General features: G+C 48.3%; 16 protein-coding genes. 5 read left to right on the top strand and 11 right to left on the bottom strand.

The window, feature by feature from the left end; translation table 11 throughout:
- Window positions 1-200 precede the first annotated feature (200 nt).
- The 6 genes from BWI93_RS06285 to BWI93_RS06260 all read right to left on the bottom strand — a co-directional run bounded on the left by BWI93_RS06285 (window position 201) and on the right by BWI93_RS06260 (window position 9,358).
- Window positions 201-749, bottom strand: a complete 549-nt coding sequence (locus BWI93_RS06285; protein ID WP_094809294.1) for a hypothetical protein — start codon at window positions 747-749, stop codon at window positions 201-203.
- A 40-nt stretch (window positions 750-789) separates the two neighbouring features.
- Complete coding sequence (locus BWI93_RS06280) at window positions 790-3,183, bottom strand: ABC transporter permease (RefSeq protein ID WP_094809292.1); 2,394 nt, start codon at window positions 3,181-3,183, stop codon at window positions 790-792.
- 38 nt (window positions 3,184-3,221) lie between these two features.
- Window positions 3,222-5,642, bottom strand: coding sequence for an ABC transporter permease (locus tag BWI93_RS06275; RefSeq protein WP_094809290.1), 2,421 nt, complete (start codon window positions 5,640-5,642; stop codon window positions 3,222-3,224).
- Window positions 5,643-5,803: 161 nt separating this feature from the next.
- Entirely contained in the window at window positions 5,804-6,682 is an 879-nt protein-coding gene (locus tag BWI93_RS06270; RefSeq protein WP_094809288.1) for a glycosyltransferase, read from the bottom strand.
- 33 nt (window positions 6,683-6,715) lie between these two features.
- Window positions 6,716-7,759: a formylglycine-generating enzyme family protein gene (locus BWI93_RS06265; protein WP_094809286.1), complete on the bottom strand. Its 1,044-nt coding sequence runs from the start codon at window positions 7,757-7,759 to the stop codon at window positions 6,716-6,718.
- Between the two features lie 60 nt (window positions 7,760-7,819).
- Window positions 7,820-9,358 (bottom strand): sulfatase, encoded by a 1,539-nt coding sequence (locus BWI93_RS06260; protein ID WP_094809284.1) that lies wholly within the window; start codon window positions 9,356-9,358, stop codon window positions 7,820-7,822.
- A 195-nt stretch (window positions 9,359-9,553) separates the two neighbouring features.
- Here BWI93_RS06260 and BWI93_RS06255 point away from each other — a divergent pair, with 195 nt between their 5' ends.
- Entirely contained in the window at window positions 9,554-10,417 is an 864-nt protein-coding gene (locus tag BWI93_RS06255) for a DUF4240 domain-containing protein (protein WP_094809283.1), read from the top strand.
- Window positions 10,418-10,569: 152 nt separating this feature from the next.
- On the opposite strand, the gene BWI93_RS06250 is transcribed toward BWI93_RS06255, so the two are convergent.
- The 3 genes from BWI93_RS06250 to BWI93_RS06240 form a co-directional block, all read right to left on the bottom strand.
- The gene (locus tag BWI93_RS06250; RefSeq protein WP_094809282.1) at window positions 10,570-11,151 is read right to left on the bottom strand and encodes a peptidylprolyl isomerase; all 582 of its coding nucleotides are present in this window, start codon (window positions 11,149-11,151) and stop codon (window positions 10,570-10,572) included.
- Window positions 11,152-11,203: 52 nt separating this feature from the next.
- Window positions 11,204-12,061: a dienelactone hydrolase family protein gene (locus BWI93_RS06245; protein WP_094809281.1), complete on the bottom strand. Its 858-nt coding sequence runs from the start codon at window positions 12,059-12,061 to the stop codon at window positions 11,204-11,206.
- Between the two features lie 459 nt (window positions 12,062-12,520).
- Window positions 12,521-13,045 carry a DinB family protein gene (locus tag BWI93_RS06240; protein ID WP_217902241.1) on the bottom strand — a complete coding sequence of 175 codons (525 nt, stop codon included), beginning with the start codon at window positions 13,043-13,045 and terminating at the stop codon, window positions 12,521-12,523.
- Between the two features lie 953 nt (window positions 13,046-13,998).
- Between BWI93_RS06240 and BWI93_RS06235 the strand changes: the two genes are divergently transcribed.
- The gene (locus BWI93_RS06235) at window positions 13,999-15,285 is read left to right on the top strand and encodes a hypothetical protein (protein ID WP_094809279.1); all 1,287 of its coding nucleotides are present in this window, start codon (window positions 13,999-14,001) and stop codon (window positions 15,283-15,285) included.
- Between the two features lie 206 nt (window positions 15,286-15,491).
- Entirely contained in the window at window positions 15,492-16,700 is a 1,209-nt protein-coding gene (locus BWI93_RS06230) for a cellulose binding domain-containing protein (RefSeq protein ID WP_094809278.1), read from the top strand.
- A gap of 394 nt (window positions 16,701-17,094) precedes the next feature.
- On the opposite strand, the gene BWI93_RS27680 is transcribed toward BWI93_RS06230, so the two are convergent.
- Both BWI93_RS27680 and BWI93_RS06220 read right to left on the bottom strand, forming a co-directional pair.
- Complete coding sequence (locus tag BWI93_RS27680; protein ID WP_176454150.1) at window positions 17,095-17,250, bottom strand: hypothetical protein; 156 nt, start codon at window positions 17,248-17,250, stop codon at window positions 17,095-17,097.
- Window positions 17,251-17,633: 383 nt separating this feature from the next.
- Entirely contained in the window at window positions 17,634-19,286 is a 1,653-nt protein-coding gene (locus BWI93_RS06220; RefSeq protein ID WP_094809276.1) for a T9SS type A sorting domain-containing protein, read from the bottom strand.
- 574 nt (window positions 19,287-19,860) lie between these two features.
- Here BWI93_RS06220 and BWI93_RS06215 point away from each other — a divergent pair.
- Both BWI93_RS06215 and BWI93_RS28145 read left to right on the top strand, forming a co-directional pair.
- On the top strand, window positions 19,861-20,886 hold the full coding sequence (locus tag BWI93_RS06215) for a hypothetical protein (protein WP_176454149.1): 1,026 nt from the start codon (window positions 19,861-19,863) through the stop codon (window positions 20,884-20,886).
- Window positions 20,876-22,541, top strand: a 1,666-nt coding sequence (locus BWI93_RS28145) for a tetratricopeptide repeat protein (RefSeq protein WP_217902240.1), incomplete at its 3' end; no start/stop codon positions are given. The genes BWI93_RS06215 and BWI93_RS28145, both read left to right, overlap by 11 nt.

Genomic DNA, 22,541 nt, shown 5'->3' with positions numbered 1-22,541 from the left:
GCAATGCGGTGGCCTAAAGCGGGCTGTCGTCAGGCGTGGAGAGGCTCACGGGGCTATCGAACAGCCATGCTAACGGGACCAAATCTAGTCTAGGTGAATAACGAGGCCATACGTTGAAAGGTAAATAGCCAACCAAGGACAATAAAACAAAAACCCCGGCCTGCCAAGTTAGCAGGTCGGGGCCATTCATACGCTCAAATTTATTGTTTTTCAAACTCCTTCGTTGCAGCTTCGACTAGCTCACGCTTTTCAGCTTCGCTTTTGCCTTTGATGTTATAGGACTTTTGCAGCACGTTTCGCTTGCCGTTATGCGTACGTTCAAGTTTGATCGACATCATTTCGTCAGTCTCATCAATGGTAAGCGAGGCATCTTTAGGAATCCGGTACTGTGATTCTGCGGGAGTCGGTGGACTAGGGGGTGTAGGTGGAACAGGTGTCAAGGCCGGACTGGGTGGAGTCGGTGGCGTATTCGGCGAGGAAGGAGCACTCGGAGCCGAGGGAGGTGTCGGTGGTTTGGGCGGCTGTAAGCCAACGGAGCGATACGCCTGATTGATCAGCTCTTTTCGCTCCTCTTTGCTCATTTGACTCACATCGTACGAATTCTCGAAATCAAACGCTTTTCCATTCACCGTCCCGTGAATGTCGATGTGCAACTTCTTACCATCGTCGTGAATCGATGAATGAATGGATTGCTGGGCTAACGCAGGTATACTAAAGAGCATAGCTGCCAGAATCAGAACTTTTTGCATGGCTGTATTTATAAAACGTCAAACAGCGTTTAGAAACGATTTACTCTGATTTTAAAGATTTTATCGGATTAGCCAGGGCCGTACGAATGGTATTGAAACTCACCGTAACCAGGGCAATACCACTCGTCAGCAGGGCAGCTACGGCGAAGGTTTGCCAGGTAATGTCAATGCGGTACGCGAAGTTTTCCAGCCAGCGTTGGGTCACGTACCAGGCCGCCGGAATGGCTACCACAAAAGCGATCAGTACCAGGGTCAGGAAGTTTTTCGCCAGCAGATTCGAAAGTTGTAGTACGGAAGCTCCCAGTACTTTCCGGATGCCGATTTCCTTGGTCCGCTGTTGCATGGATAAACTCGCCAGACCGAACAGGCCGATGCAGGAAATAAAAATGGTCAGTATCGCTCCGAACGTGATAATCTGCTTCCACTTGGCTTCGGCTTCGTAATTCTTATAATTCAGCTCATCCATAAAATCATACGAAAAAGGACGGTACGGAACCATTTTGCGGTACGTAGCCTCGATCGACTGGATGGCCCGGGGGAGTTTGTCGGGCTGTACCCGAATCAGAAAACGGCCAAAGGGCAGGTGTGGATTCGAACTGAACAATTGCGGACTGATTTTGGCTTTAAGCGAATTGAAATGATAGTCTTTTACGACGCCTACAATTGTCAGTTTAGTGTCATTGCCGTTTAAAAAATCGACGGTTTTACCGAGGACTGAACCTTTCCAGCCCACTTTTTTGACAAAGGCTTCATTGACGAGCACCGAGTGCGTAGAATCGGCGGGGTAGGCCGCGGAGAAATTTCGACCCTCAACCATCGGTATCTGCATGGCCGGTAAAAAGTGTTCGTCCACGTGCTCGTATTTCACATCCAGCTCAACCCCGTTGGCTTTTGCCGTGGTTGTCCAGGAGCCATCCATGACGGGTGCTACCTGTTGTACGCCCGGAGCATGACTTAGCTCATGTTCAAAGGTTTGCTGACGGGTGGACGTAGGACTATCCGTCCCATTCCAGCCGACCGTAACGGACAGCAGGTTCTTGTCATTATAACCCAGATCCTTGTTCGTCAGGTAATTAAACTGGGCATAAATGAACAGCGTTGTAATAATCAGGAAGGTCGCCAGTGAAAACTGCAAGACGACGAGCCCCTTGGACAGATAGTTTTTACCCGAAAACCGGAAGCGGTTGTACAGCGTTTGCAGCGGATCAAAGCCCGATAAAACCAAAGCCGGATAGAAGCCAGCCGCAAAACCCGTAACCAAGAACAAGCCCACTACACCCAGGACTAGCTGATAATCCAGCAGATAAGTCAGGCTTAATTCCTTATTAGCCAGCTCGTTGAAGAACGGCAGACTCGCTTCGGCCAGCAAAATAGCCAGCGTAAAGGCCAGAAAACACAGAATGAACGATTCACCCAGGAACTGCCCAATCAACTGACTTCGCTGACCACCCACTACTTTTCGAATACCGATTTCCCGGCTTCGACGTAAGGATTGAGCCACGGTCAGATTCACGAAATTGATGCAGGCAATTAGCAATACAAAGAGAGCAATGCCCAGCAGAATGTACGAATACATGGGATTACTAGCCTGCGGCGTGTACTGGGTATCGGTAGCCAGGTGCATTTGCAGGAACGGCTGTAACCCCCAGTTAAAATGGTCCTTGAAGCCGTGCTTGCTCGCCTCCGCCCGTTGCTCCTTTGAACGGGTGAGGTATACCTGATTCATCTTCTTCTCAACCGTGGCTACATTAGCCGAAGGATGCAGTAGCAGGTAGGTTGGGAACGAAAGCCAGAGCCAGTTGTCGTCTTTTTCGTGAGCCTCCTGGTACGCAAAGGGCAAGAGCATTTTAAACTGAATGGTCGAGTTCTGCGGAGCATTTTTGGCAATGCCCGATACGACGAAAGTTTCGAACTTATTATTGATTTCGAATTCCAGCTTTTTGCCCAGAGCCTGCGTAGTACCGAAATATTTTTCGGCCATTTCTTCCGTCAAAACCAGCGAATGAATATCCGAGAGTACCGTTTTCGCATTGCCCGCGACCAATGGAAAAGAGAACAGCGTAAAAAAGTTTTTGTCGGCCCAAACGGCTTTTTCAGTGAAAACCTCACGGCCCGAACGCACGAACATATTCCGATCCTGTACCCGCGAAAATTCCAGTACTTCCGGAATGTCCTCTTTAAACGAAGGTCCCTGTGTTAGGGCTGCAATTCCTAGCTTCTGCTTCTCCCCGTTCATATCCTGAATGGTACAGGTCACCCGATACAGCTGATCCTTACGAGCCTGGAAGGCGTCGAAACTCACCTCATCTTTGGTGTACAGAATAATCAGCATACAGCAGGCCAGCCCAATGCTCAGGCCCAGAATGTTGATGATGGAGAACCCTTTGTTTCGCAGCAGGTTTCGCAGAGCAATTTTGATGTAGTTACGGAGCATAATAGTCGGAAGTTGAAGTAAACGCGATTACTCGGTTTTTAAACTTTTAACCGGATTGGCCGAAGCCGCCCGAATGGCCTGGTAACTAACCGTGAGCAGTGTAATGCCCAATGCGATACAACCCGAAACGGCAAAGACCAGCCAGCCAATCTCAATGCGGATGCGTACTTGTTGAGCCAGTCGCTCATGAAATAGTACGCCAGGGGTGAAGCAATGAGGAAGGACAAACCGACCAGTACGACGAAATCTTTGGAAAGTAAACCCCAGAGGTTCAGTACGCTGGCTCCCAGTACTTTGCGTACGCCAATTTCCTTACGTCGTTGCTCAGCCATGAACGAAGCCAGTCCGAACAGGCCCAGGCAGGAGATAAAAACCGCCAGGCTGCCAAAGACGAAAGCCAGACTTCCCAGCAGGCGTTCGGCCTGAAAGCGTTTCTCGAAGTCAGAATCGATGAAGTGGTAATCGAAGGGAACGTTGCGGGCGTATTTCTGGTAAATGCTCTGGATTTTTTCAATACCGACCGAGCTAGCCCCGCGTAGCCGGACGACCATATAACTCAGGTTACCGCCATTGACGGATACATTGATCATCATGGGTGACATCGTTTCGTAGGGCGAACCGTACGCGAAATTTTTGACAACGCCCACGACCGTATATTTTTCAGCGTAGGGTTCGTTCGGTTCGCCGCGACTGATGGTTTCGCCCAGTGGATTCCTGAATCCCAAGACTTTCACCGCCGATTCGTTCAGAATGACGGCCCGGGATGTATCACCGGGAAAAGCCGGTGAGAAATCGCGACCCGCCAATACCTGTACGCCCGACGTTTTGACGAAATCATAGCTGACCCGCATAAACTCGAAGACCTGATTGTACTGTTCGGGTTTGCGGCCCCGCCAGTTGAAGCCCCAGCCGTTGGAACCGCCTTCTGCTGCGGGTACTGAACTGGAAGCATAGGCGTTTTCGGCCAGTCCTGTGGCCATGATTTCACTCCGCAAGGCCTGCCAGTGATTCGAGGCATCGCCTTCCATGGCGAAATACATCAGGTTTTCCTGATCGTAACCCAGAGGCTGGTTTTTGGCGTGCTGAATCTGCTGGTACACCAGAATGGTGCTGATAATGAGAGCAATGGAGAAAGAGAATTGCAGAATGACCAGTACCTTACGCGGAAGCGAAGCCGCCCGACCCGTTTGCATGGTGCCTTTAAGTACGGTAACCGGATTGAAAGACGACAGGTAAAACGCCGGATAACTGCCCGCCAGAATGCCCGTAAGAGCTACGATCGACAGAGCCGCCAGCCAGTACAAGGGGTGCAAAAAGTCAATGGATAACTGTTTTTCAACCAGCTCGTTAAACCAGGGAAGGCTTACTTCCACCAGACCAATGGCCAGAAGAAATCCCAGGAGTGCCAGCAACAACGATTCGCCCAGAAACTGTCCAATCAGGCCGCTTCGCATGGCTCCAGAAGTCTTGCGGATGCCTACTTCGCGGGCCCGCTTTTCACTACGGGCCGTACTCAGGTTCATGAAATTGATACAGGCAATGAGCAGTACAAATCCGGCGATGATCCCAAACAACTGAACGTTTTCGATGCGACCACCCACGGATACACCGTTTTCGAAGCGGCTGTGCAGACGGGAACGGGTCAGGGCGTGCAGAAAAATATCACCGTTGCTGGAGCCTTTATCCTGTTGGGCATAAATGTTTCGAATCTTCGCATTAACCGCCTCCAGATTCGCATTGGGGTCCAGCTCGACGTACAACTGAAAGTTGTTGTTACTCCAGCCGTACGAACTCCAGCCCAGAGCATCGTAGAGCTTTATGGGGATTAAAGCCTCAAAAGCAAATCGCGAGTTTTTCGGATAATCTTTCAGTACGGCGGTGACTTTCAGGTCCACCTGACCGTAGTAGCGAATTACTTTATTAATTGGATCTTCGTCGCCAAAAAGAGCTTTGGCCGTTGATTCCGTTAAGACAATGGAATTAGGATTTTTGAAGGCTGTCTGGAGTGAACCTTTAACGGGTTCAAAGGAAAAGATGCGGAAAAAATCCGGCTCCACCGTCATCGTGGTTTTCTTCATCACCTTGTCCTGGTAGGCCAGTGCCATCGGCGATTCCCAGCCAGTCATGGTGACGTTTTTCATCTCCGGAATGTTCTTGCGGAGGTAATCGCCCAGTAAGCCCCCCTGCGAAGAAGAAGTCCAGGTATTAGTTTCCGACTCCCTGAAATTCCGCATGACGCGGTAAATCCGGTCTTTTTTCGTATGAAATGTATCGTAACTAAACTCATCCAGAATCCAGAGCATGATGAGCATGCTGGCGGCCATTCCTACGGCCAGTCCCATGATATTGATGAAGCTGTACCCCGGATTTTTAAAGAGGTTACGAACGGCGATTTTCAGGTAGTTACGCAGCATAGGCAGACGAGATGAAAGGAGCAAAAGTGCTTTGTAGAAAGCCATGCCATTCGGAACTTGTAATTTAAATTATATTGATAATCAGTATATTAAATAAAGTAAATGTCCGCAAATGAACAGTGTTTGTTCGTTTGCGGACATTTACTTTCGGAGGATGAAACGTCCGGGCAGCGGGTAAAATTCTAGCCTTTGACCATCCGTATACCTTACTCCTCCAGCTTGCCGAGCTTTCCAGCCCGGGCATCTATTATGGCTTTCCGGATGAGGGAGAAAAACCGTTTCTTGTTGGGCTCGGCCAGTAAAATCTGATACACATTGCGGCGGAGTTCCTTGTGAAAACGGCGTTTAAACCGGGCCGGAATCACATCCTGATCCCGCCGGAGCAGGTATAAACTGTTCCGGAATTTGTAGTACAGCCGGACGGGATTATGCGACCGCCACTGATAGGGAATAAACCCCAACAGCCGTATCTTTTTCTTAATGCCAATGCGGTGCAACAGTCGGACGTGGCCATCGGCCAGAATCGGGAATCCGTGTCGTTTCAGGCGAAAGCTGTACTCCAGATCCACCCAATCGATGAATAAATCTTCCTGAAAAGGCCCGGCTACCTGATATGCGGCCAGATTCAGCAAACTACCAGCCGTAATAGCCGTCAGGACCGGATTGATGGTAGGAGGTTTCGTCGATCGATCCGTTTGGAGTGCCGACTGATCGACCATCACCGCCGAAACAATGCCTGCTTCTGGTCTGGAAACGGCCGTTTGGTACAACTGCTCGACGGCTCCGGCGGGAAGGGAGGAGTCGTCATCCATCATCAACAAATGCGAGAAACCGTCGGCCAACGCCTGTTCAGCGGCCCGGTTCAAGGCAACGCCCAGTCCTTCATTGCCACGTGGAGCAAGGTATTGCAAACGAGGCGAGCGTAGCTGCAAAGCCTCTCGTAGACGTTCGTCTGGTTGTTCGGAATTGTCAATGACGTAAAGCTTCCCCACCTGATCGAGGTACGAATCAACATTCGTCAGGACGGTAGATTCGGAGTGATACAGCGTTACCATGGCGGCAACCTGCGTAGTAGCCAGGGGCATGCAGTTTCGGGGATTACCTTAAGGAATGCAAACTTAGCGAACATCCTTCACGCAGCGAAAACCCAGGTTATTACTGCCGCTCGTCACTTCGCCCTTACCCCGACTGCCCGTTTTGTAACGAATGCAGTACTGATCGCTGCACAGAAACGAACCGCCGCGTTGCACGCGTTTGACCGCCCCCGGTTCCTGTGGATCGTAACTGTCGGTAGGACCTTTCGGGTTGTCTTTCGGACTCGATGCGTAGTAATCCGGACGGTAATAATCGGAACACCATTCCCAGACATTCCCGTCCATGTCGTACAGGCCGTAGGCATTGGCCGGGTACGAGCGTACCGGAGCTACGTCCGCAAAGCCATCTTCTTTCGTATTGTGATCGGGAAAGTGGCCCTGGTGAATATTGGCTACCCAGCGACCGCCGGGTTTGAGTTCTGAACCCCAGTAGTAAGGCAATGCCTGCGTTTGTCCGCCGCGAGCGGCAAATTCCCACTCCGCTTCGGTGGGCAGGCGTTTGCCCGCCCACTGAGCGTAGGCAAGGGCATCTTCGTAGGCGATATGGACGACGGGTTCGTTGGGTACGGCTTTCGAGTGGGGACCTTTCGGATGCTGCCAGTTGGCACCGGCTACGTACTCCCACCAGGCCAGCGGATTTTCAAGCGGAACGGGCTGGGCCGGTGGCGTAAATACGGCTGAGCCGGGTACGAGTTTGTCCGCCGGAACGCCCGGATAATCCGCGGGATTGAGCGGACGCTCGGCAATGGTTTTATACTGGGTGGCTTTCACGAAGGCCGCAAATTCGGCATTGGTAACCTCGTGCGTATCCATCAGAAATGGGTTGACATGCACCGGGTGTACCGGTCGCGTGTCCTCAAAGTCATGGGAGCCCATCTGGAAATCGCCACCGGTAATACGTACCATACGGGTAGTATCGGCAGTGGTTGAGGGAGCATCTGTCGGTTGCCCCGCCAAAGCCACCGCCCGTGTCGGCACTTTACAAACCGCAATGTCGGACTGCGTCTTGTTTTGTTCCTGGCAGGAAAACAAAAGCCCGATCCATGCCCAAAGGAGTAAATTCTTCATTCGAAAACTAAAAATCAGAAAGCCCCGCGGAGATACCTTGTCAGCGGGGCTTCCGGTTCGTTACGGATTGGTTTGTTGCAGCAGGCTCAGGGCTTCGTCGTCTTTGTACGTAACCATCAGCTCTTTCAGTTGGGCTTTCAGATCAGCGGTGATTTTCTCAGTACCTTTCTGACCGTACAGGTTTTTTAATTGCTGGGGATCTTTCTGTAAATCATACAGTTCCCAAGTATTGATGTCGCCGTAAAAGTGCACCAGCGTATAACGCTCCGTACGCACGCCAAAGTGCGGGTACACGTGATGCGGTTCCGGAAATTCGTAGTAGTGGTAATACGCCGCCGTCCGCCAGGCTGGTTTTTCGTCCTTCAGCAGGGGCAGAAAAGATTGGCCCTGAATTTCTTTAGGAACCTTCGTACCCGTCAGCTCAAGCAGGGTAGGAGCCCAGTCGATATTCGACACCAGTTGCGGTACTTTTTTGCCCGGTTGGATGACGCCCGGGTACCGAATGACGAAGGGCGTTTTCAGGGATTCTTCGTAAATGAATCGTTTGTCAAACCAGCCATGTTCCCCCATGTAAAAGCCCTGATCGGACGCATAAATCACCACGGTATTTTTAGTCAGACCCTTTTGATCCAGGTAGTCCAGCAATCGGCCAATGTTGCGGTCCAGGGATTTGGCCGTAGCGAGGTAATCTTTTAAATACCGCTGGTATTTCCATTCCACCAGAGCTTTGCCCGTCAGTTTCTTTTCATCAAACTCCTTACTGATTTTCTTTTCGTAATACTCGTAGAAAGCCTTTTTCTGCTCGGGTGAAAAGCGGTTGTAGCCATTGAATCGGTTCTTCGCGTCGTAGTTCAGGTGTACTTTCAGGTCTTCCTTCAAACGCATCGTTTTATCGATGGTCATGTCCTGTTTTTCGGCAGCTTCCCGGCCTTCGTAGGCATCATAAAACGAAGCAGGAAGAGGGAAGTTCACGTCGTCATACGCTCCCAAATCCTGAATGTCGGGCAGCCATTCGCGGTGCGTAGCCTTGTGTCCCACAACCAGAAAAAAGGGCTTGGAAGCATCCCGTTTATTGAGCCAGTCGAGCGAAAGCTCGGTAATGGCATTGCTCACGTATTTGCCTTCGTGCCGTACCGTATCTTTCTTACCGTTTACAAAATCCGGACTGTAATAGTGTCCCTGACCGGGCAGTACGTCCAGGTAATCAAACCCGTGCGGCAGACTGCCCAGGTGCATTTTCCCAATCCAGGCCGTCTGGTAGCCGTTTTTCTGTAATTCTTCGGGAAAGACAGGCTGGTTAATGTTGAATTTCCGTTCGTTGAGCTTGTACCCGTTCAGGTGACTGTACTTGCCCGTGAGCAAGGTGGCCCGGCTCGGTCCGCAAATGGAATTGGTGACTACGTTGTTGAGTAAGAGGGCACCCTCATTGGCGATCCGGTCGATGTTGGGCGTTTGGGCGAGTTTGCTCCCGTAGGCACTGATGGCCTGGTAGGCGTGGTCGTCCGAGAAAATGAAAATGACGTTCGGACGATTAGGCTGCTGGGCTCGCAGGGAACCCAAGGTCAGCAGAGCCACCCCGAGGTAGAGAAAGCGTTTCATAGGTTTAAAAATCAAAGTCGGATACAAGATAGGCGATTCTTGCGGGAAGGCCACGGGCAAGCGTTCACTTCGGTCGGTAAGGGACTCCTCGTAAACGTGTTTCTGCCTCCGTTTAAGCTGTCATCCTGAAAAGCGTGAAGAAATCAACTATCATTGCATGTTGTCTTACCGTTACCCCCTGTATTCCTAAATCCTATGACTAAGTTTTTCATTAATCAGAATGAACTTTCGGATAAATTCTGGAAAGTTGAAGTGGACAAAAACGTTCAGAAAGTAACCTACGGTAAAATTGGTTCTGCCGGAAAAGTATCCGAAAAGGAGTTTCCAACGGAAGAAATCTGTTTACAGGAGACTGAAAAACTGATTAAACAGAAACAAAGCAAAGGGTATATAGCCTGGGAAGAATCCCAACCTATTCCAGTAAAAGCAGACGTTTCAGAAGAAGAAAAAGCCGAAGTTTATTTTTGGCAGAGTATCGAAAAGGCGAATAAATGGAAACACGTGAATTGGCAGGGGTATGATGCAGAAGAACATATAGATAATTTGATTGAGCTACTTTCAAAAGCCGGTAAACCCAAACTTATTCTGTTTGAGAAAGTACTACAGGAAAAGCTAAATCAATTGTATACGGCTGAAATTGCAGCGTTATCTTTCATTCTGGACGGACCATACGCGTACGAAAATGGCGTGGCAAACTTTGATGACTATCTGTCGGATGATGGGTTTATTTATTTCCGTTGCTGGCTTCTGCTACAGGGGAAATCGTTTTTCGAAGCTATTACCAAAGATATTAATTCATGTTTAAGTGGGAAATATAAAATCGTTTTGGGAGAATGCTGGGCTGAAAGACTACTGAAAGCAAGTGAAGAAGCGTACGGTGTAACTCATGACAATGAAGAATTGTGTAAAATTGACGAGGCGATGTCTGCCTTATATCCAAACGTGATTCATTACGATTCCCTGCAAAACGAAATGGCAAACGAACCCGTAACGGGAACCGAGCTTCAGGAAAAATATCCTGAATTAGTAGCGAAAGCTTTAGCCCTACGGGAGTCCTGACGAAGCAAGGTTTAATAACTACGAATGACGACTGGCTCTGAATGCTCTACTTCAGATCAGTCGTCACTCGTACCTGATCAAGTGTACTACTAGGAATGATACTAGCAATAAATAGCCTGTGTTAGTGAGGATAATGTTTATCATCATTCAAACTATTTTACCACATACCCTAACTTCTTCAACTCCGAGCCACTCAACTGTATCACGTTTACATCCAGCGTAATGGGCGTTAGGGGCGTGTCAGTACTGTCGCGTTTGACGGCTACAATGGCATCTACTACATCCATCCCTTTAAAAACCTGTCCGTATACAGTGTACTTGTCATCCAGTCGGGCCAGTCCCTGTTTGTTTTGTACAATATAAAACTGACAACCCGCCGAAAGCATACCCGGATTATCGTCACGACCCGCACCTACGGCTCCGTACACGTGGCGGATACTCTTGACAAATTCCGGCTTCAGTAAATAGGGCGAACCAGCAAACCCTTCCGGCGTATCGGGGCAACCGCCCTGAGCTACGAAATTCGGAATGACCCGGTTGAAGGTGTACGAATCCCAGTAGCCCTGTTTGGCCAGTTTGATAAAGCTGGCCTTATGATTGGGCGTTTCGTCGTACAACCAGAAAAGAATCTCACCCTGGGGCGTTTTAATCTGCCCCACCGGATACGTTTTTTCGGGCTTGGAAGCGAGTAAAAGGATGGCTAACAGGGGGAGAAGGAAGTAGCGTTTGTTCATGAAAAAAGAGAGATGAGACGTCAGAGAAGTGGCTTGATTCAGACCCGGCTATCTAACTTAAACGGGCCTTGAAAAATGTGAGGGTACGCTCCCAGGCCAGTTTGGCGGCGGCTTCGTTGTATCGCGTCGGGGCCGTATCGTTGTTGAAGGCGTGCTGAGCCCCTTCGTACACGTATAATTCGTAGGTGATGTGATTCGCTTTCAAGGCTTCTTCGTAGGCGGGGATGCCCTTGTTGACGCCTTCGTCAAGCCCTCCGTAATGTAATTGCACGGCCGATTTGATGTTAGCGACATCCGCGGCTTCGGGTTGGCGACCGTAAAAAGCAACGGCGGCATCCAGCGTGGCATCGTGGATGGCGAGCTGATTCGCCAAGGCTCCGCCCCAGCAAAAACCAACGCAACCCGTTTTGCCATTCGCCGTCTGCAAGCTTTTGGCGTACGCAAAGCTTTTGAGAAAGTTCTGGAGATTTTGCTCCTTATTGAGCTTGCCGATGAGCGTGCGAGCCTCGTCCTCATTGCTGGGCGTACCTCCAAACGGGAAAAGAGCATCGGGAGCCAAAGCGACGTATCCGGCTTTCGCCACGCGACGGGTTACATCGCGAATGTGCGGATTGAGGCCCCGGTTTTCGTGAATGACCAGGACAATACCGCGTTTTCCGCTGGCTTTGGGCTGGGCCAGATACCCTTTCATGGTCGTCCCTTCACCCGGATACGAAACATCTTCGAGGAGCAGATCGGGGTCATCTTCGGGAATGGTCGTGGCGTGGGCGTAGTTGACTTCCAGCAGGGGTAACACGGCCATGGCCGCCGTCACACTACCGGTAAGTTTGGCCAGTCGGCTCAGGAAATCCTGCCGGGTTAGGGGCTTGTGGGTGTATTCGTCAAAGAGGTTAATAATTCGCTGATCCATAGTAAACCGGGTGTTAGTAGAAGCGAAATGAGTGTCTACGAAAGATGCTATTTTTTTGAAGACGCTCCGCCGATCACCCTATGTTTTTTAGGGTACCAAGCAAAGAGAAGCAAGGGTATCGCGTCTCTGAGAAGCAGAAAAGGTAACTAGTACTTAATTCGAAGCCGGTTGCAACTGCGTGGTAATGGCAATCCGGTTTCAGGCATTGATGGCGACTATGACTCTAATCAGCTGCGACTTTTGGCTATTTAACGGATAAAATCCCTGGTCCCGGTGAACAGGCATTTCTGAGCAAGAAGATGAACTAATTGATACAGTGATGTGAGATCAAACGATTTCCCCCAAGCACCTTTCTGCCAAGCAAACCGCATAAAAAAAAGAACAAAGGCTGATAGCTATGAATCCCCCAAAGCTGTCAAGGCAACAATTTTGGGGGATTCATGTAGGGTAGGCGAGGCATTAGAATAGCTTTTCCTGAGGTGGCGTTACCCCTGCCAGTCGCAGGTAGATCGTCGTTTGCCCCCGGTGATGCGTTTGGTGTTCAAAAACCTTGGCTAAAGCCATAGCCCGCGTCATCTCGAATCGGTCAAAGAGTTTGATCTTTTCATTGAGTTGAGCGGGTTTCATCTGCTTAATCCCTTCAATCACAAAATCATAGCTTGCCAGAACCAGTTTGGTTACGTTTGCTTTGGATAGATCCGTTGTTGATTTTTCTAATTCTGCTATCCCATACGGACTTTTCTCACCCGTAGCGGCTGAACTAAATAAGTAATTGGCATCCGTTAAATGAAGCATTTGCTGGGCAAACGAGCGGATTTCAGCCGTAGGCTTGAGGCTATAACCCGATTCGGGCATGGCATCCAGGTATTCTTTGGTATAAGCTTTGGCCCGTTCCCACTCGTTGACGTTTTCTTGCAGAGTTATTTGAGCCTGTGAAAATTGAACTAGCCCAAGAAGCAAACAGAGGGTAGCAAATACGTTCATCTTTGTCATCGTTTGATCAGTAGAATTGGTTTGCAGGTATAGACTTATTTAAACAACTAGAACATTAAGCTGAGTACAACTACGATCCTCGAATATCATGCACTAACAGAGCAGTACAGAACCACTTCCTCTGTACAACTCTACGTATCGCACCACCTGGCGTTTAATTTATACCGTTAAGTTTTATAGAAGTTATACGGGCTGAATCAAATCCGTCAGTTCCAGGTACAAAAATAACACTAGCAATTCAAAAATATATAAGGTTGTTGGGAATAACTAGAGTCACATAGTATGTACTAATTATAAGTATAAATGATTAAATTAATGTTTTGATTAGGAGGTTATTTATTTAAGTATTTTTAAAAATATACGTGTTTAAAGGATTGTAGTTAATAATAGTTATACTCTTTTTCAAACCTGCATTAAGGGTTAAGTATTAAATGATTTTTAGAGAATTATCTAAAAAATAACATAATGCATTGACTTACTAAAATCAGTCGTTCACTTCGACAGAGAAGTTATCTACATCATTTTACCTTTTTTTATTGGACATTGCTTAAGTTAGCTGGAACTCAACCAGGTGATTTCTACGAAGAAGCCTAATTTATTTTACTTTGAATTAACGATTGCTAATAGCTTCCCTGAGTTTTCAATTCATTTTCAATTATTCTCAAAGGAGACTTTTTTGAGTATTGTCTATTTAGAAGTATTTGCCGCCGGAATACTTACAAACTTGTAAAATCTGACAAAAAATCATCGTTAAAAACATGTTTTTTAGCTGGCTGCCCGCACTAGTAGATGTACTGTATTTCTTCGTAGTCAAACGCCTACGCCTGAAGCCGCATGGCCTGACGATGGTACGCTACCCAAAGCTTCTTTGCCTTTCGCTTACTTTTCGATACCTCTGCTTATTTTCTGATTGTCAAACAGTTAAATTTTAAACAAAAGGCCGTATGATTAAAAAATTTACTTCTTTCACTGGGTTGAGGATTTGCCTGCTCCTGATGAGCTGGATCACCTCTACTGCTTTGCTGGCCCAAACAAAGTATTCAGAAGGTCCGGATTTTCCCAATGCAGTTTCTGCCGCTACGTATACGCTTAATCAGGCGGGAGAGTATACCTTTTCAGGTAGGGTTGAAACTCCAGGCGATCCGCAGGATGCCTTTAAGGTAATCATACCCACGGGTTTCAAGATTACTCGTGCGGTACTTAATGCATCGGGTGGTAATACTCAACAACAGCCTACTGGATTTGTCTCCTTTTCTGATGGTACGAGTCCTGATTATCAGGCTGCTTCGTTCAGCAACAGCAGTGGTGTAAACGTCACGAGGTCGGGTGATTTAGGACCTAATACTGCGAACAATCCTTACACTGGTCTGGCTTCCGTGGATTTCAGTGTTGGTACGACTTGGTCGATTAAACTGACCGTTGTTTCTACGGGAACCAACGTTTGTACCGCTCCAAATGTACCTACCATTTCGGCTACGCAAACGTCTATTTGTGCTGGGTCAAGTACTTCGCTGTCGATTCAAAGTGGAAACCTGAACGATGCCACGGCCTGGAAATGGTATACGGGCAGTTGCGGCGGCACACCGGTTGGTACTGGTACATCCATACAGGTAAGCCCCACATCAACGACGACTTATTACGTACGGGGCGAGGGTGGTTGCGTAACCGCTGGTTCCTGTGCCTCCCAACAGATCACGGTTAACCCGCAACCTAACGCCCCCGGTGTTCAGAATGTAGCCTACTGTCAAGGTGTTCCAGCTAGCCCATTGACGGCTACGGGTATCAACCTCAAGTACTACACAACCGCCAGTGGTGGCACTCCTTCTACGTCAGTCACCCCTTCAACGTCTAATGTAGGTATGACCACTTACTACGTAAGTCAAACCAACGATAATGGTTGTGAAAGCTCACGAGCGGCAATTATTGTCACGGTTAATGCTTTACCCGTCGTTGCCATTACTGGTTTAGCATCGGCTTACTGCCAGGATGCGGGACTCATTACCCTTAGCGGTACGCCTGCGAATGGAAGCTTTACGGTAGATGGTACGGAGGCTTCCAGTTTCGAAACCGCCAATTTAACGGTAGGGTCACACACCGTAGTGTATAGCTATACGAACAGCAATGGCTGTTCCAAATCGACCAGTCAGACGTTCATTATCAAAGCTACGCCCACCGCTCCTACGCTGGTAACCGCCGGTGGACAGCCTTTTCCCGAGGCGTTAGTAGCCTGACGGCGAGCCAGAATACGGGCTCGGTTATCCTGAGCGTTTCAGGATGCAGTGATGGGACCATTACCTGGGGCGGCGGGGACAGCAAAACCTTAGCGGTTTCTACCAGCAATCTAGGTACCCAAACTTTCACTGCCACCTGCACCCAGAATGGCTGTACCAGTCCCGCTGCCAGCTTCTCGCTGACGATCGTACCGACTACCCTTTCGGTGCTGCACCTGGATGTGGATAACGGACAAACTCAGGACCAGATCATCAAGCCTTTTTTAAAGCTGTCTAATGCGGGCGGGCAGGCCATACCCTACGGCGAGCTAACGGTTCGGTACTGGTTCACCTCCGAGGGAAATGCTCCTCCTACCGATTTTCAGGTTTATTACGCTCAACTGGGAGCCGTTTCCATGAAGTATGTTCCTTTGGCCCAACCCCGGCAGGGAGCCTTCGGGTACGTAGAATACAGCTTCCCCGGAGGAGGTAGTCTGCCCGCCAACGGTAACTCAGGGCCCATTGAGACAGGAATTTTGAAAAGCGACCGTAGTAATTTCAACGAAACCGACGATTACTCCTACCAGCTCAACCGCAGCTACCTGGCCAACGCACGCATAACGGCGTATCGAAACGGCGTTATTTTCTGGGGACAGGAGCCCGCAGCAGTTGCCCCGCAAACGGCAGTACAGGTGTACGCAGCAACCAAGGACGCAGCCATAACTTCCCAGATTCAAACTCGTCTGGAGCTTCGCAATACGGGCAACGTGAGCGTACCCGTGAGCAGTCTCAAGCTACGCTACTATTTCACTTCTGATAATGGACAACCCACGAACGTCTTCGTTGATTATGCCGACATGGGTGCGAGTATGGTAAGGGCACAGGTCGTTCGGCTCAGTTCACCCGTTAACGGGGCCGATAGCTACGTGGAGCTTAGTTTTCCCGAAAGCACCCGACGTCTGTCACCTTTGAGCAGCTTAGGGTTCATCGACTTCCGGTTGGTACGCTCAGACTTTGGCTTGTTGAATCAAAATAATGACTACTCGTTCGCTCCCGTTTACGGGTCAGTAAGGCTCAACTCCCGAATAACGGCCTATCTCGAAAACCAGTTAATTTTTGGTATGGTACCTTCAGATGCGTCGGCCCGGGTGGCTGCGGGTCCCATGCAGGAAGTAGGGATTGCTGGCCTGCAGGTACAAGTACTGGGCAATCCGGTAGTAGGTAATAACGTCGAAGTGGCCATTTCGGGCGTGGCCAGACAATCCCTCCGCCTGACGCTGGTGGACCTACAGGGCCGGGTTATTGGCGAGCAGCGAATTGGGCAAGCCGGTGAAAACGAACGGGTGAGCATACCGCTGGGTACTAGCCGGGGGCATCTGCTACTGAAGGTAAACACGGATACGCAACAACAGAGCCTCAGGCTGGTACGGCCTTAAGGGTTCTCAGACTAGCCTTGCAATGATAGACGCCATAAAACGCTCCCTTCAGAAGAAGGGGGCGTTTTTGCGTAATGAAAAGTAAGTGAATTTTCATTAGGTAAATAACTGCCGAAAAAGCTATGGTCCCGACGCTCTGAATCGATACTTGCCGTAAATCGTGCATTGGGTTAAGGATCTCTATTCGCTTAGAGGCGATAGTAAAGAGAAATTTATAGCATCGTTCCATTCTGGTTTTTTCTCAGGTATTACGAACTACGTTGCGTAAAGCCGGGAAAACTGGCTACGAAGTGGCGATAACTATAATCGTGTCTAAACTTGAAGCGGCGTTGTAAGGCGGCCAGAGCCCGCTGAAACAGGAGCCGAAATACCGTTCGAGCTGGGAAAATTTGTGTTACAACTGGTTCTGAAAATCGACCGGAATGACATAAACCTCGGTAGGTTCCAGGGCTTGAATGTAGAATTCGGAGGGTTGCTGGGTAATCGGCCTGCCATCCGTTTTCAAGGGCAGACTGCGTAATCGGTTCCGTCCCTTTTTCCGTGAGGTCAAACAGCCGCAGACCGCCTTTTTCTACGAAATAATTAGCCCGGCAGATTTGCTTCTCTGCCAGGAGCTTTTTCCGGGACGGAAATGGGTTTCAGATACGCGAACAGTCGCTGAACGTATTCTTCCATAAGCTCCACGTATTTTCGAATATGCTGAATGAAATAAGGGCGTATAGGCAGCAGGCAACAACCATGCTACGAAGGGAAGCGAAAATCCAATTTTGCTGTATTCAGAAAATCCTGTTAGGCACCCGCATGAAAGGTAATCAACGGGAACAAAATGCCTGTAGCAAATGGGCAGCTAGAGTACACTAGCGGGATGCGGTAAGGCACAAAAAAAGCAGTGGTGGCGGCCCTGCTTTTTTGAGAAATGGAATTAGTAAAGAGTTAACGTACTACTAATTTATGATGTTGAATGGGGCCGTCTTTTTCCTGAACGCGGACGAGATAAAAGCCTGGTGCAAGTACCTGTTTCGGATTAAGCGTGCAGGTATGTTCGTCCGTAACGCTCACGTCGTAGGCTAGTTCAAGGCCATTCGTAGTGAGCAGGGTAATTTTCGTTTGAGCCGGATTAGCTACCTGCATGGAAATTGAACGGCCGGAATTAGGATTCGGATACGCCAGAGCGGACCAGGCACCATCCTGACGATTAATGCTGGCAGCCCGGAATATTTCGTTTTTACCGTTGAAATCTACCTGTCTGAGGCGATAGTAACTAGTACCCGTAAGCGGCTTCTCGTCCACAAAGCGGTACGAATGAGCTTCGGTAGTGGTTCCAGCGGCTCGTACGGTAGCAATGGCTTCGAAGGTTGTATGCTCGCTGCGACGCTCTACCTCGAAGTGACTAGCGTTTAATTCCTGCGAGGTACCCCAGGTTACGAGTACTTGCTGGTCGGGTTGCAATTGGGCCTTAAAGCTATTTAAAGTAACGGGAGCCGCATTGTTTAGATACACTCGTTGGACAGACGCTTTGGTTTGCTGACTCCAGTCACGGAAGCCGATATACAGGCTCGGGTCCATACCGCCTACCGTAGCCAGCGAAATAAAGTCCATCTGATCACGTGAAGAACCAGGAGCAATTACATCTTCCCACTGACCCTGTCTGTACCGCTGAATGGTACTTCGGTTCGCATAAAATCCGTCCTGATAAACGACATAAGGATTGCCATCGGGGCCGATAATAATCGTAGTGAAACGGGCATTGCTTCTTGAAATTCCGTCGCCGATGAGTTCCCAGGTTCCGTTGGTATACCGTTGAACGTTCACCTTATCTCCGTTGGCCGTGTTAATGTAAGTGAGGTAGGGCGTTCCATCCGAAGCCAGGGCAAGCGAAGGAAAATCTACGTGAGGAATCGTCCCCAGGGTTTCCCAACTGGTACCATTAAAACGTTGGACAATCCCATTGGCTCCATCCTGTAAACTCTGGTACGCAACGTAAGGCGTACCGTCGGCGGCAATAACGATGGATGTTTGTTTAACCTGACCGGGCGAGATGCCATCCGGTCCTACCAGTTCCCAACTAGTACCATTGAAGCGTTGTACGACTGCCCGGGTAGCATCCCTCGAATCACCACGATAAATGACGTAGGGTGTTCCGTCGGGAGCAAACGCTAAAGAGGTATATTCAACGGCCTGAACCGAAAACCCGGCCTGACCAACGGGCTCCCAGGTGGAACCGTTGAACCGTTGAACCGTAATGCGGTTGATTGTACTTTGATCCCGATAAGCAATATACGGAGTTCCATCCGGTGCAATGGCGAGTGAGGTGTACGAGGCTTCGGCGGTAGAGAAACCAGGTGTACCCACCACCTGCCAGGCTGTACCATCGAAACGCTGAACCGTAGCCCGGTAGCCATTGGCTACGTCCTGATAAGCCAGAAACGGGGTACCGTCGGGAGCAATTTTAAGCGAAGTGAAACGGGCATCTCCTGCTGAAAACCCGGGAGGTCCAACGTCGGTAATCTGAACCTGACCGCGAAGAAGCAGGGGCAATAGAAGACAGAGCAGCAGGCACTGCAGAGGTAAACGTACAAAGTACATAGAGGACGGGGTTAATAATAGACAAATTGAAAAGAGGATTTACTGCCAAAAAAATTGTACCCGAAAAAGTGGGGATTTCGTACCTAAGCAGGTATTTTCGAATAAATAATAAGTACTAATTATCAAGGAGTTAAGAGTAATGACTTATAATTAGGCAACCAAATTCGTGTTTCAGTTACGAATAAATTTAGCAGCTAACGTATTTGACTGTACGTATGTTAAAGTCCTGGGTAAAAAGAGCCCCGTTAGCGTTAGTTAAGTCAGGGGAAGGAAATCTTCAGTTTCAGTTAAAGACAAATCCTTAATCTAAACCCAGAGCTTATTTTTTTATTTTGACAATAACTTTGTTGTTAAATTAAAAAGACAATAAATTTGTTGTCAAGATCATTTAACAATAAAATTATTGTCAAAAGTGGAGCCAACCTGGCAAAGCCCTAAAATTATTATAGGCAATACGGCGACCGGTAACTACTATTATCATCGTCCCCAGATTATTACAGAAGTGTGGGAGCAATTGGAAAAGGGAAATCATGTACTATTAGCCGCTCCCCGACGCGTAGGTAAATCGTCGGTTATGAGATACATGGCTGATAATTGTGTGGATGGATACCTGGCTCAATTTCGGAATATACAGGGCTTCGACTCCGAAGAACGGGTATACCGGCAGATTTACGAACTCATGATTACGTGTTTGGAAAGAAAAGTCCAGGTACTGACGTGGGTAGGCTCTTTTTTCAGGGAATTACGAATAAAAGAAATAGGCTTGCAGGGAGTAAAGCTCGATAGTGGATCAATTGACTACTTAGTAGAGATTGAACGAATCGCTTTGAAGCTCCAGGAAGAAGGTATCAAACTTGTGCTGTTTATAGACGAGTTACCCGAAGTACTTTACACCCTTCATAAAACGGATAAAAGCTCGCAGGCAATTTCAATTCTTAAAAATTTCAGGCGGTGGCGACAGGAACAGCGGTTTAGTCATATTGCCTTTGTACTGGCGGGTTCCATAGGAATTCACCACGTAGTAAAAGCCATCGAAAATCGAAGCTCTGATCTGAATGATATAAGTCAGGTAGGTTTTAAATCCCTTACGGTGGAAGAGGCCAGAACCTATATTCAATGGGCCACCGACAACTCTGCAACGGTACAATACGATACCCAGCTTGCCGATTATCTTCTGGGAAAAATACAGCATTATTACCTGCCTTTCTTTATCAACCTGATGCTGGATGCGATTAACCGTGATGCCAAAAGGAAAGGTAATGCTGTGATTACAACTGATACGATTGATCAGGCATTCAATGAAATCATCAGGAACAACGATCATTTCCGGGACTGGAAAAATCGTCTGTTCGATTACATGGGTACAGACGCTCCATTTCTCAATGAAGTATTAACGTATATAGCTCATCGGGATCGAATCAACGCCCGAAAACTATATGATCTGGCCTCCCATCATCATAAAAAAGAGGATTATATCGAATTGATGGACGGATTAATAAAAGACGGATACCTGATTGAAGAGGCCGATCAGTACGTATTCTTATCTCCCTTTCTAAAAGCATTCTGGAAACGAAACAATCCTATCTACGATGAAAACTAGTGAACATAAAACCGGAAACTGGTTCGTAGATCAGTTGAACCTGTACCAGTCGGCTAATAGCGATTCGCAGTCGCTAAAAAACAACTTTGTCATCCGCCAGGGAGAGTTCCGCCTCATTATAGAAGATTTACGTAACAAAGGTCCGCAAGACCCTTTGCAGCACGAATTATTACTGGGCAGGCGGGGAAGCGGGAAATCGACGTTATTAAAACGGATTCAGATTGAGATTGATGAGGTACTGACGGATCAGTACCTGGCCGTGAATCTGGCGGAAGAACAGGCGGGCATTTACCGACTGTTTGATTTGTGGGAGGAAGTACTGCGGGAGTTAAGCGTAAAGTGGAAAGTTACGCTTGATCTGCAAAGTTTCGAAAGCTTTGACGACAATCAAAGTTATACCCGCTACCTGTACGCTGAGATCCATCAACTCGTACAGGCGAAGCAAAAAAGGATCGTTCTGCTGCTCGACAATTTGGATCGAATTCTGGAAAACTTCGGTGGGGAAGGCCATCTGTTGCGGGAAATTCTATTGAATGACAACGATCTGGTGATCATTGGTGGCAGTACCCGTATGGATGAGCAGTTCTGGAAGTACGACCAGCCTTTTTACGAGTTTTTCCGGCGGCATCGGCTGGAAGCCCTGTCTTCCGAAGAGATCCACCGTTTGCTGCACCACTGGAGCGAGCAAATGGAATTGCCCCAGCTCTGGGAATTTTCGCAGAAATATCCCGGTAAAATTGAAACCATTCGTCTGCTAACGGATGGTCTGCCTCGAACGCTCCAGTTTTTCATCCAGATCTTACTGAAAGATTCCACGCTCTATGGGTTTGATTACCTGCGAAAGGTCATGGATAACGTTACTCCACTGTATCAGGAACGCCTGAATCATTTACCCCCCGCTCACCGGAAAATCGTACAGGAAATGGCTTTTCTCTGGGAAGCCTGCTCGGTAAAACAACTGGTAGAGAAGTGCAGAATGGAGAGTAAATTGATTTCCGCTCACCTGAAGCAGCTTTCTAATGCAGGCATTATTGAGGTAATAGCTACGAGTAAGAAGAACAATCTGTACCGCCTGTCGGAGCGTTTCTTCAACATGTGGCTGATGATTACGCAGGGGAATCCCGAACAGAAACGCCGGGCCAAATGGCTGACGCTTTTTCTGGAAGCCTGGTACGATGAAAACCAATGGGCAGGATTAGTCGAAGAACATCTACAGCGGTTAAGCAATAACGAATTGCCTTACGATCGGGCAATTGTTCTAACCAAAGCCTTGGCTCAGTCCAAACATATTGGAACTCGGGAACGGGATCAGATGATTGATTTGACTGCGGCTTTACAGGCTAACCCCATAAAGAATGATTTATTAGGCATGCCGGAGAAGTTTGTTGAAATAGCAAAGACTATATCCATTCTAATCCAAGAGAAAAAATATCAGCAAGCTCATCAGTTAGTAGATAGTATAGAAAATGAAAAAGATGGAGTTAAATTTTTTGTTAAATCTTTTTTATACGATGAACAGGGTAAGCTGGAAGAAGCGGAGCAGTATTACTTGAAAGCCATTGCAAAAGGGCATATTAATGCTTTGAATAATCTAGCTAACTTATATAGTGAGCAGGGAAAGATGGAAGAAGCGGAACAGTACTATTTGCAAGCCA

Source organism: Siphonobacter sp. BAB-5385 (assembly GCF_002261125.1).
In the GTDB taxonomy this organism is placed as follows: domain Bacteria; phylum Bacteroidota; class Bacteroidia; order Cytophagales; family Spirosomataceae; genus Siphonobacter.
The sequence above is the reverse complement of the archived record's forward strand: the minus strand, read 5'-3'. Positions and strand labels throughout refer to the sequence as shown.

What these genes read in the sequence shown, in the direction of transcription:
- BWI93_RS06250 (WP_094809282.1), bottom strand. Translation starts at nt 11,151, where the DNA reads ATGAACAAACGCTACTTCCTTCTCCCCCTGTTAGCCATCCTTTTACTC.
- BWI93_RS06255 (WP_094809283.1), top strand. Translation starts at nt 9,554, where the DNA reads ATGACTAAGTTTTTCATTAATCAGAATGAACTTTCGGATAAATTCTGG.
- BWI93_RS06275 (WP_094809290.1), bottom strand. Translation starts at nt 5,642, where the DNA reads ATGGCTTTCTACAAAGCACTTTTGCTCCTTTCATCTCGTCTGCCTATG.
- BWI93_RS06240 (WP_217902241.1), bottom strand. Translation starts at nt 13,045, where the DNA reads ATGAACGTATTTGCTACCCTCTGTTTGCTTCTTGGGCTAGTTCAATTT.
- BWI93_RS06220 (WP_094809276.1), bottom strand. Translation starts at nt 19,286, where the DNA reads ATGTACTTTGTACGTTTACCTCTGCAGTGCCTGCTGCTCTGTCTTCTA.
- BWI93_RS06265 (WP_094809286.1), bottom strand. Translation starts at nt 7,759, where the DNA reads ATGAAGAATTTACTCCTTTGGGCATGGATCGGGCTTTTGTTTTCCTGC.
- BWI93_RS06280 (WP_094809292.1), bottom strand. Translation starts at nt 3,183, where the DNA reads ATGCTCCGTAACTACATCAAAATTGCTCTGCGAAACCTGCTGCGAAAC.
- BWI93_RS06260 (WP_094809284.1), bottom strand. Translation starts at nt 9,358, where the DNA reads ATGAAACGCTTTCTCTACCTCGGGGTGGCTCTGCTGACCTTGGGTTCC.
- BWI93_RS06235 (WP_094809279.1), top strand. Translation starts at nt 13,999, where the DNA reads ATGATTAAAAAATTTACTTCTTTCACTGGGTTGAGGATTTGCCTGCTC.
- BWI93_RS06245 (WP_094809281.1), bottom strand. Translation starts at nt 12,061, where the DNA reads ATGGATCAGCGAATTATTAACCTCTTTGACGAATACACCCACAAGCCC.
- BWI93_RS06215 (WP_176454149.1), top strand. Translation starts at nt 19,861, where the DNA reads ATGAGATACATGGCTGATAATTGTGTGGATGGATACCTGGCTCAATTT.
- BWI93_RS06270 (WP_094809288.1), bottom strand. Translation starts at nt 6,682, where the DNA reads ATGCCCCTGGCTACTACGCAGGTTGCCGCCATGGTAACGCTGTATCAC.
- BWI93_RS06285 (WP_094809294.1), bottom strand. Translation starts at nt 749, where the DNA reads ATGCAAAAAGTTCTGATTCTGGCAGCTATGCTCTTTAGTATACCTGCG.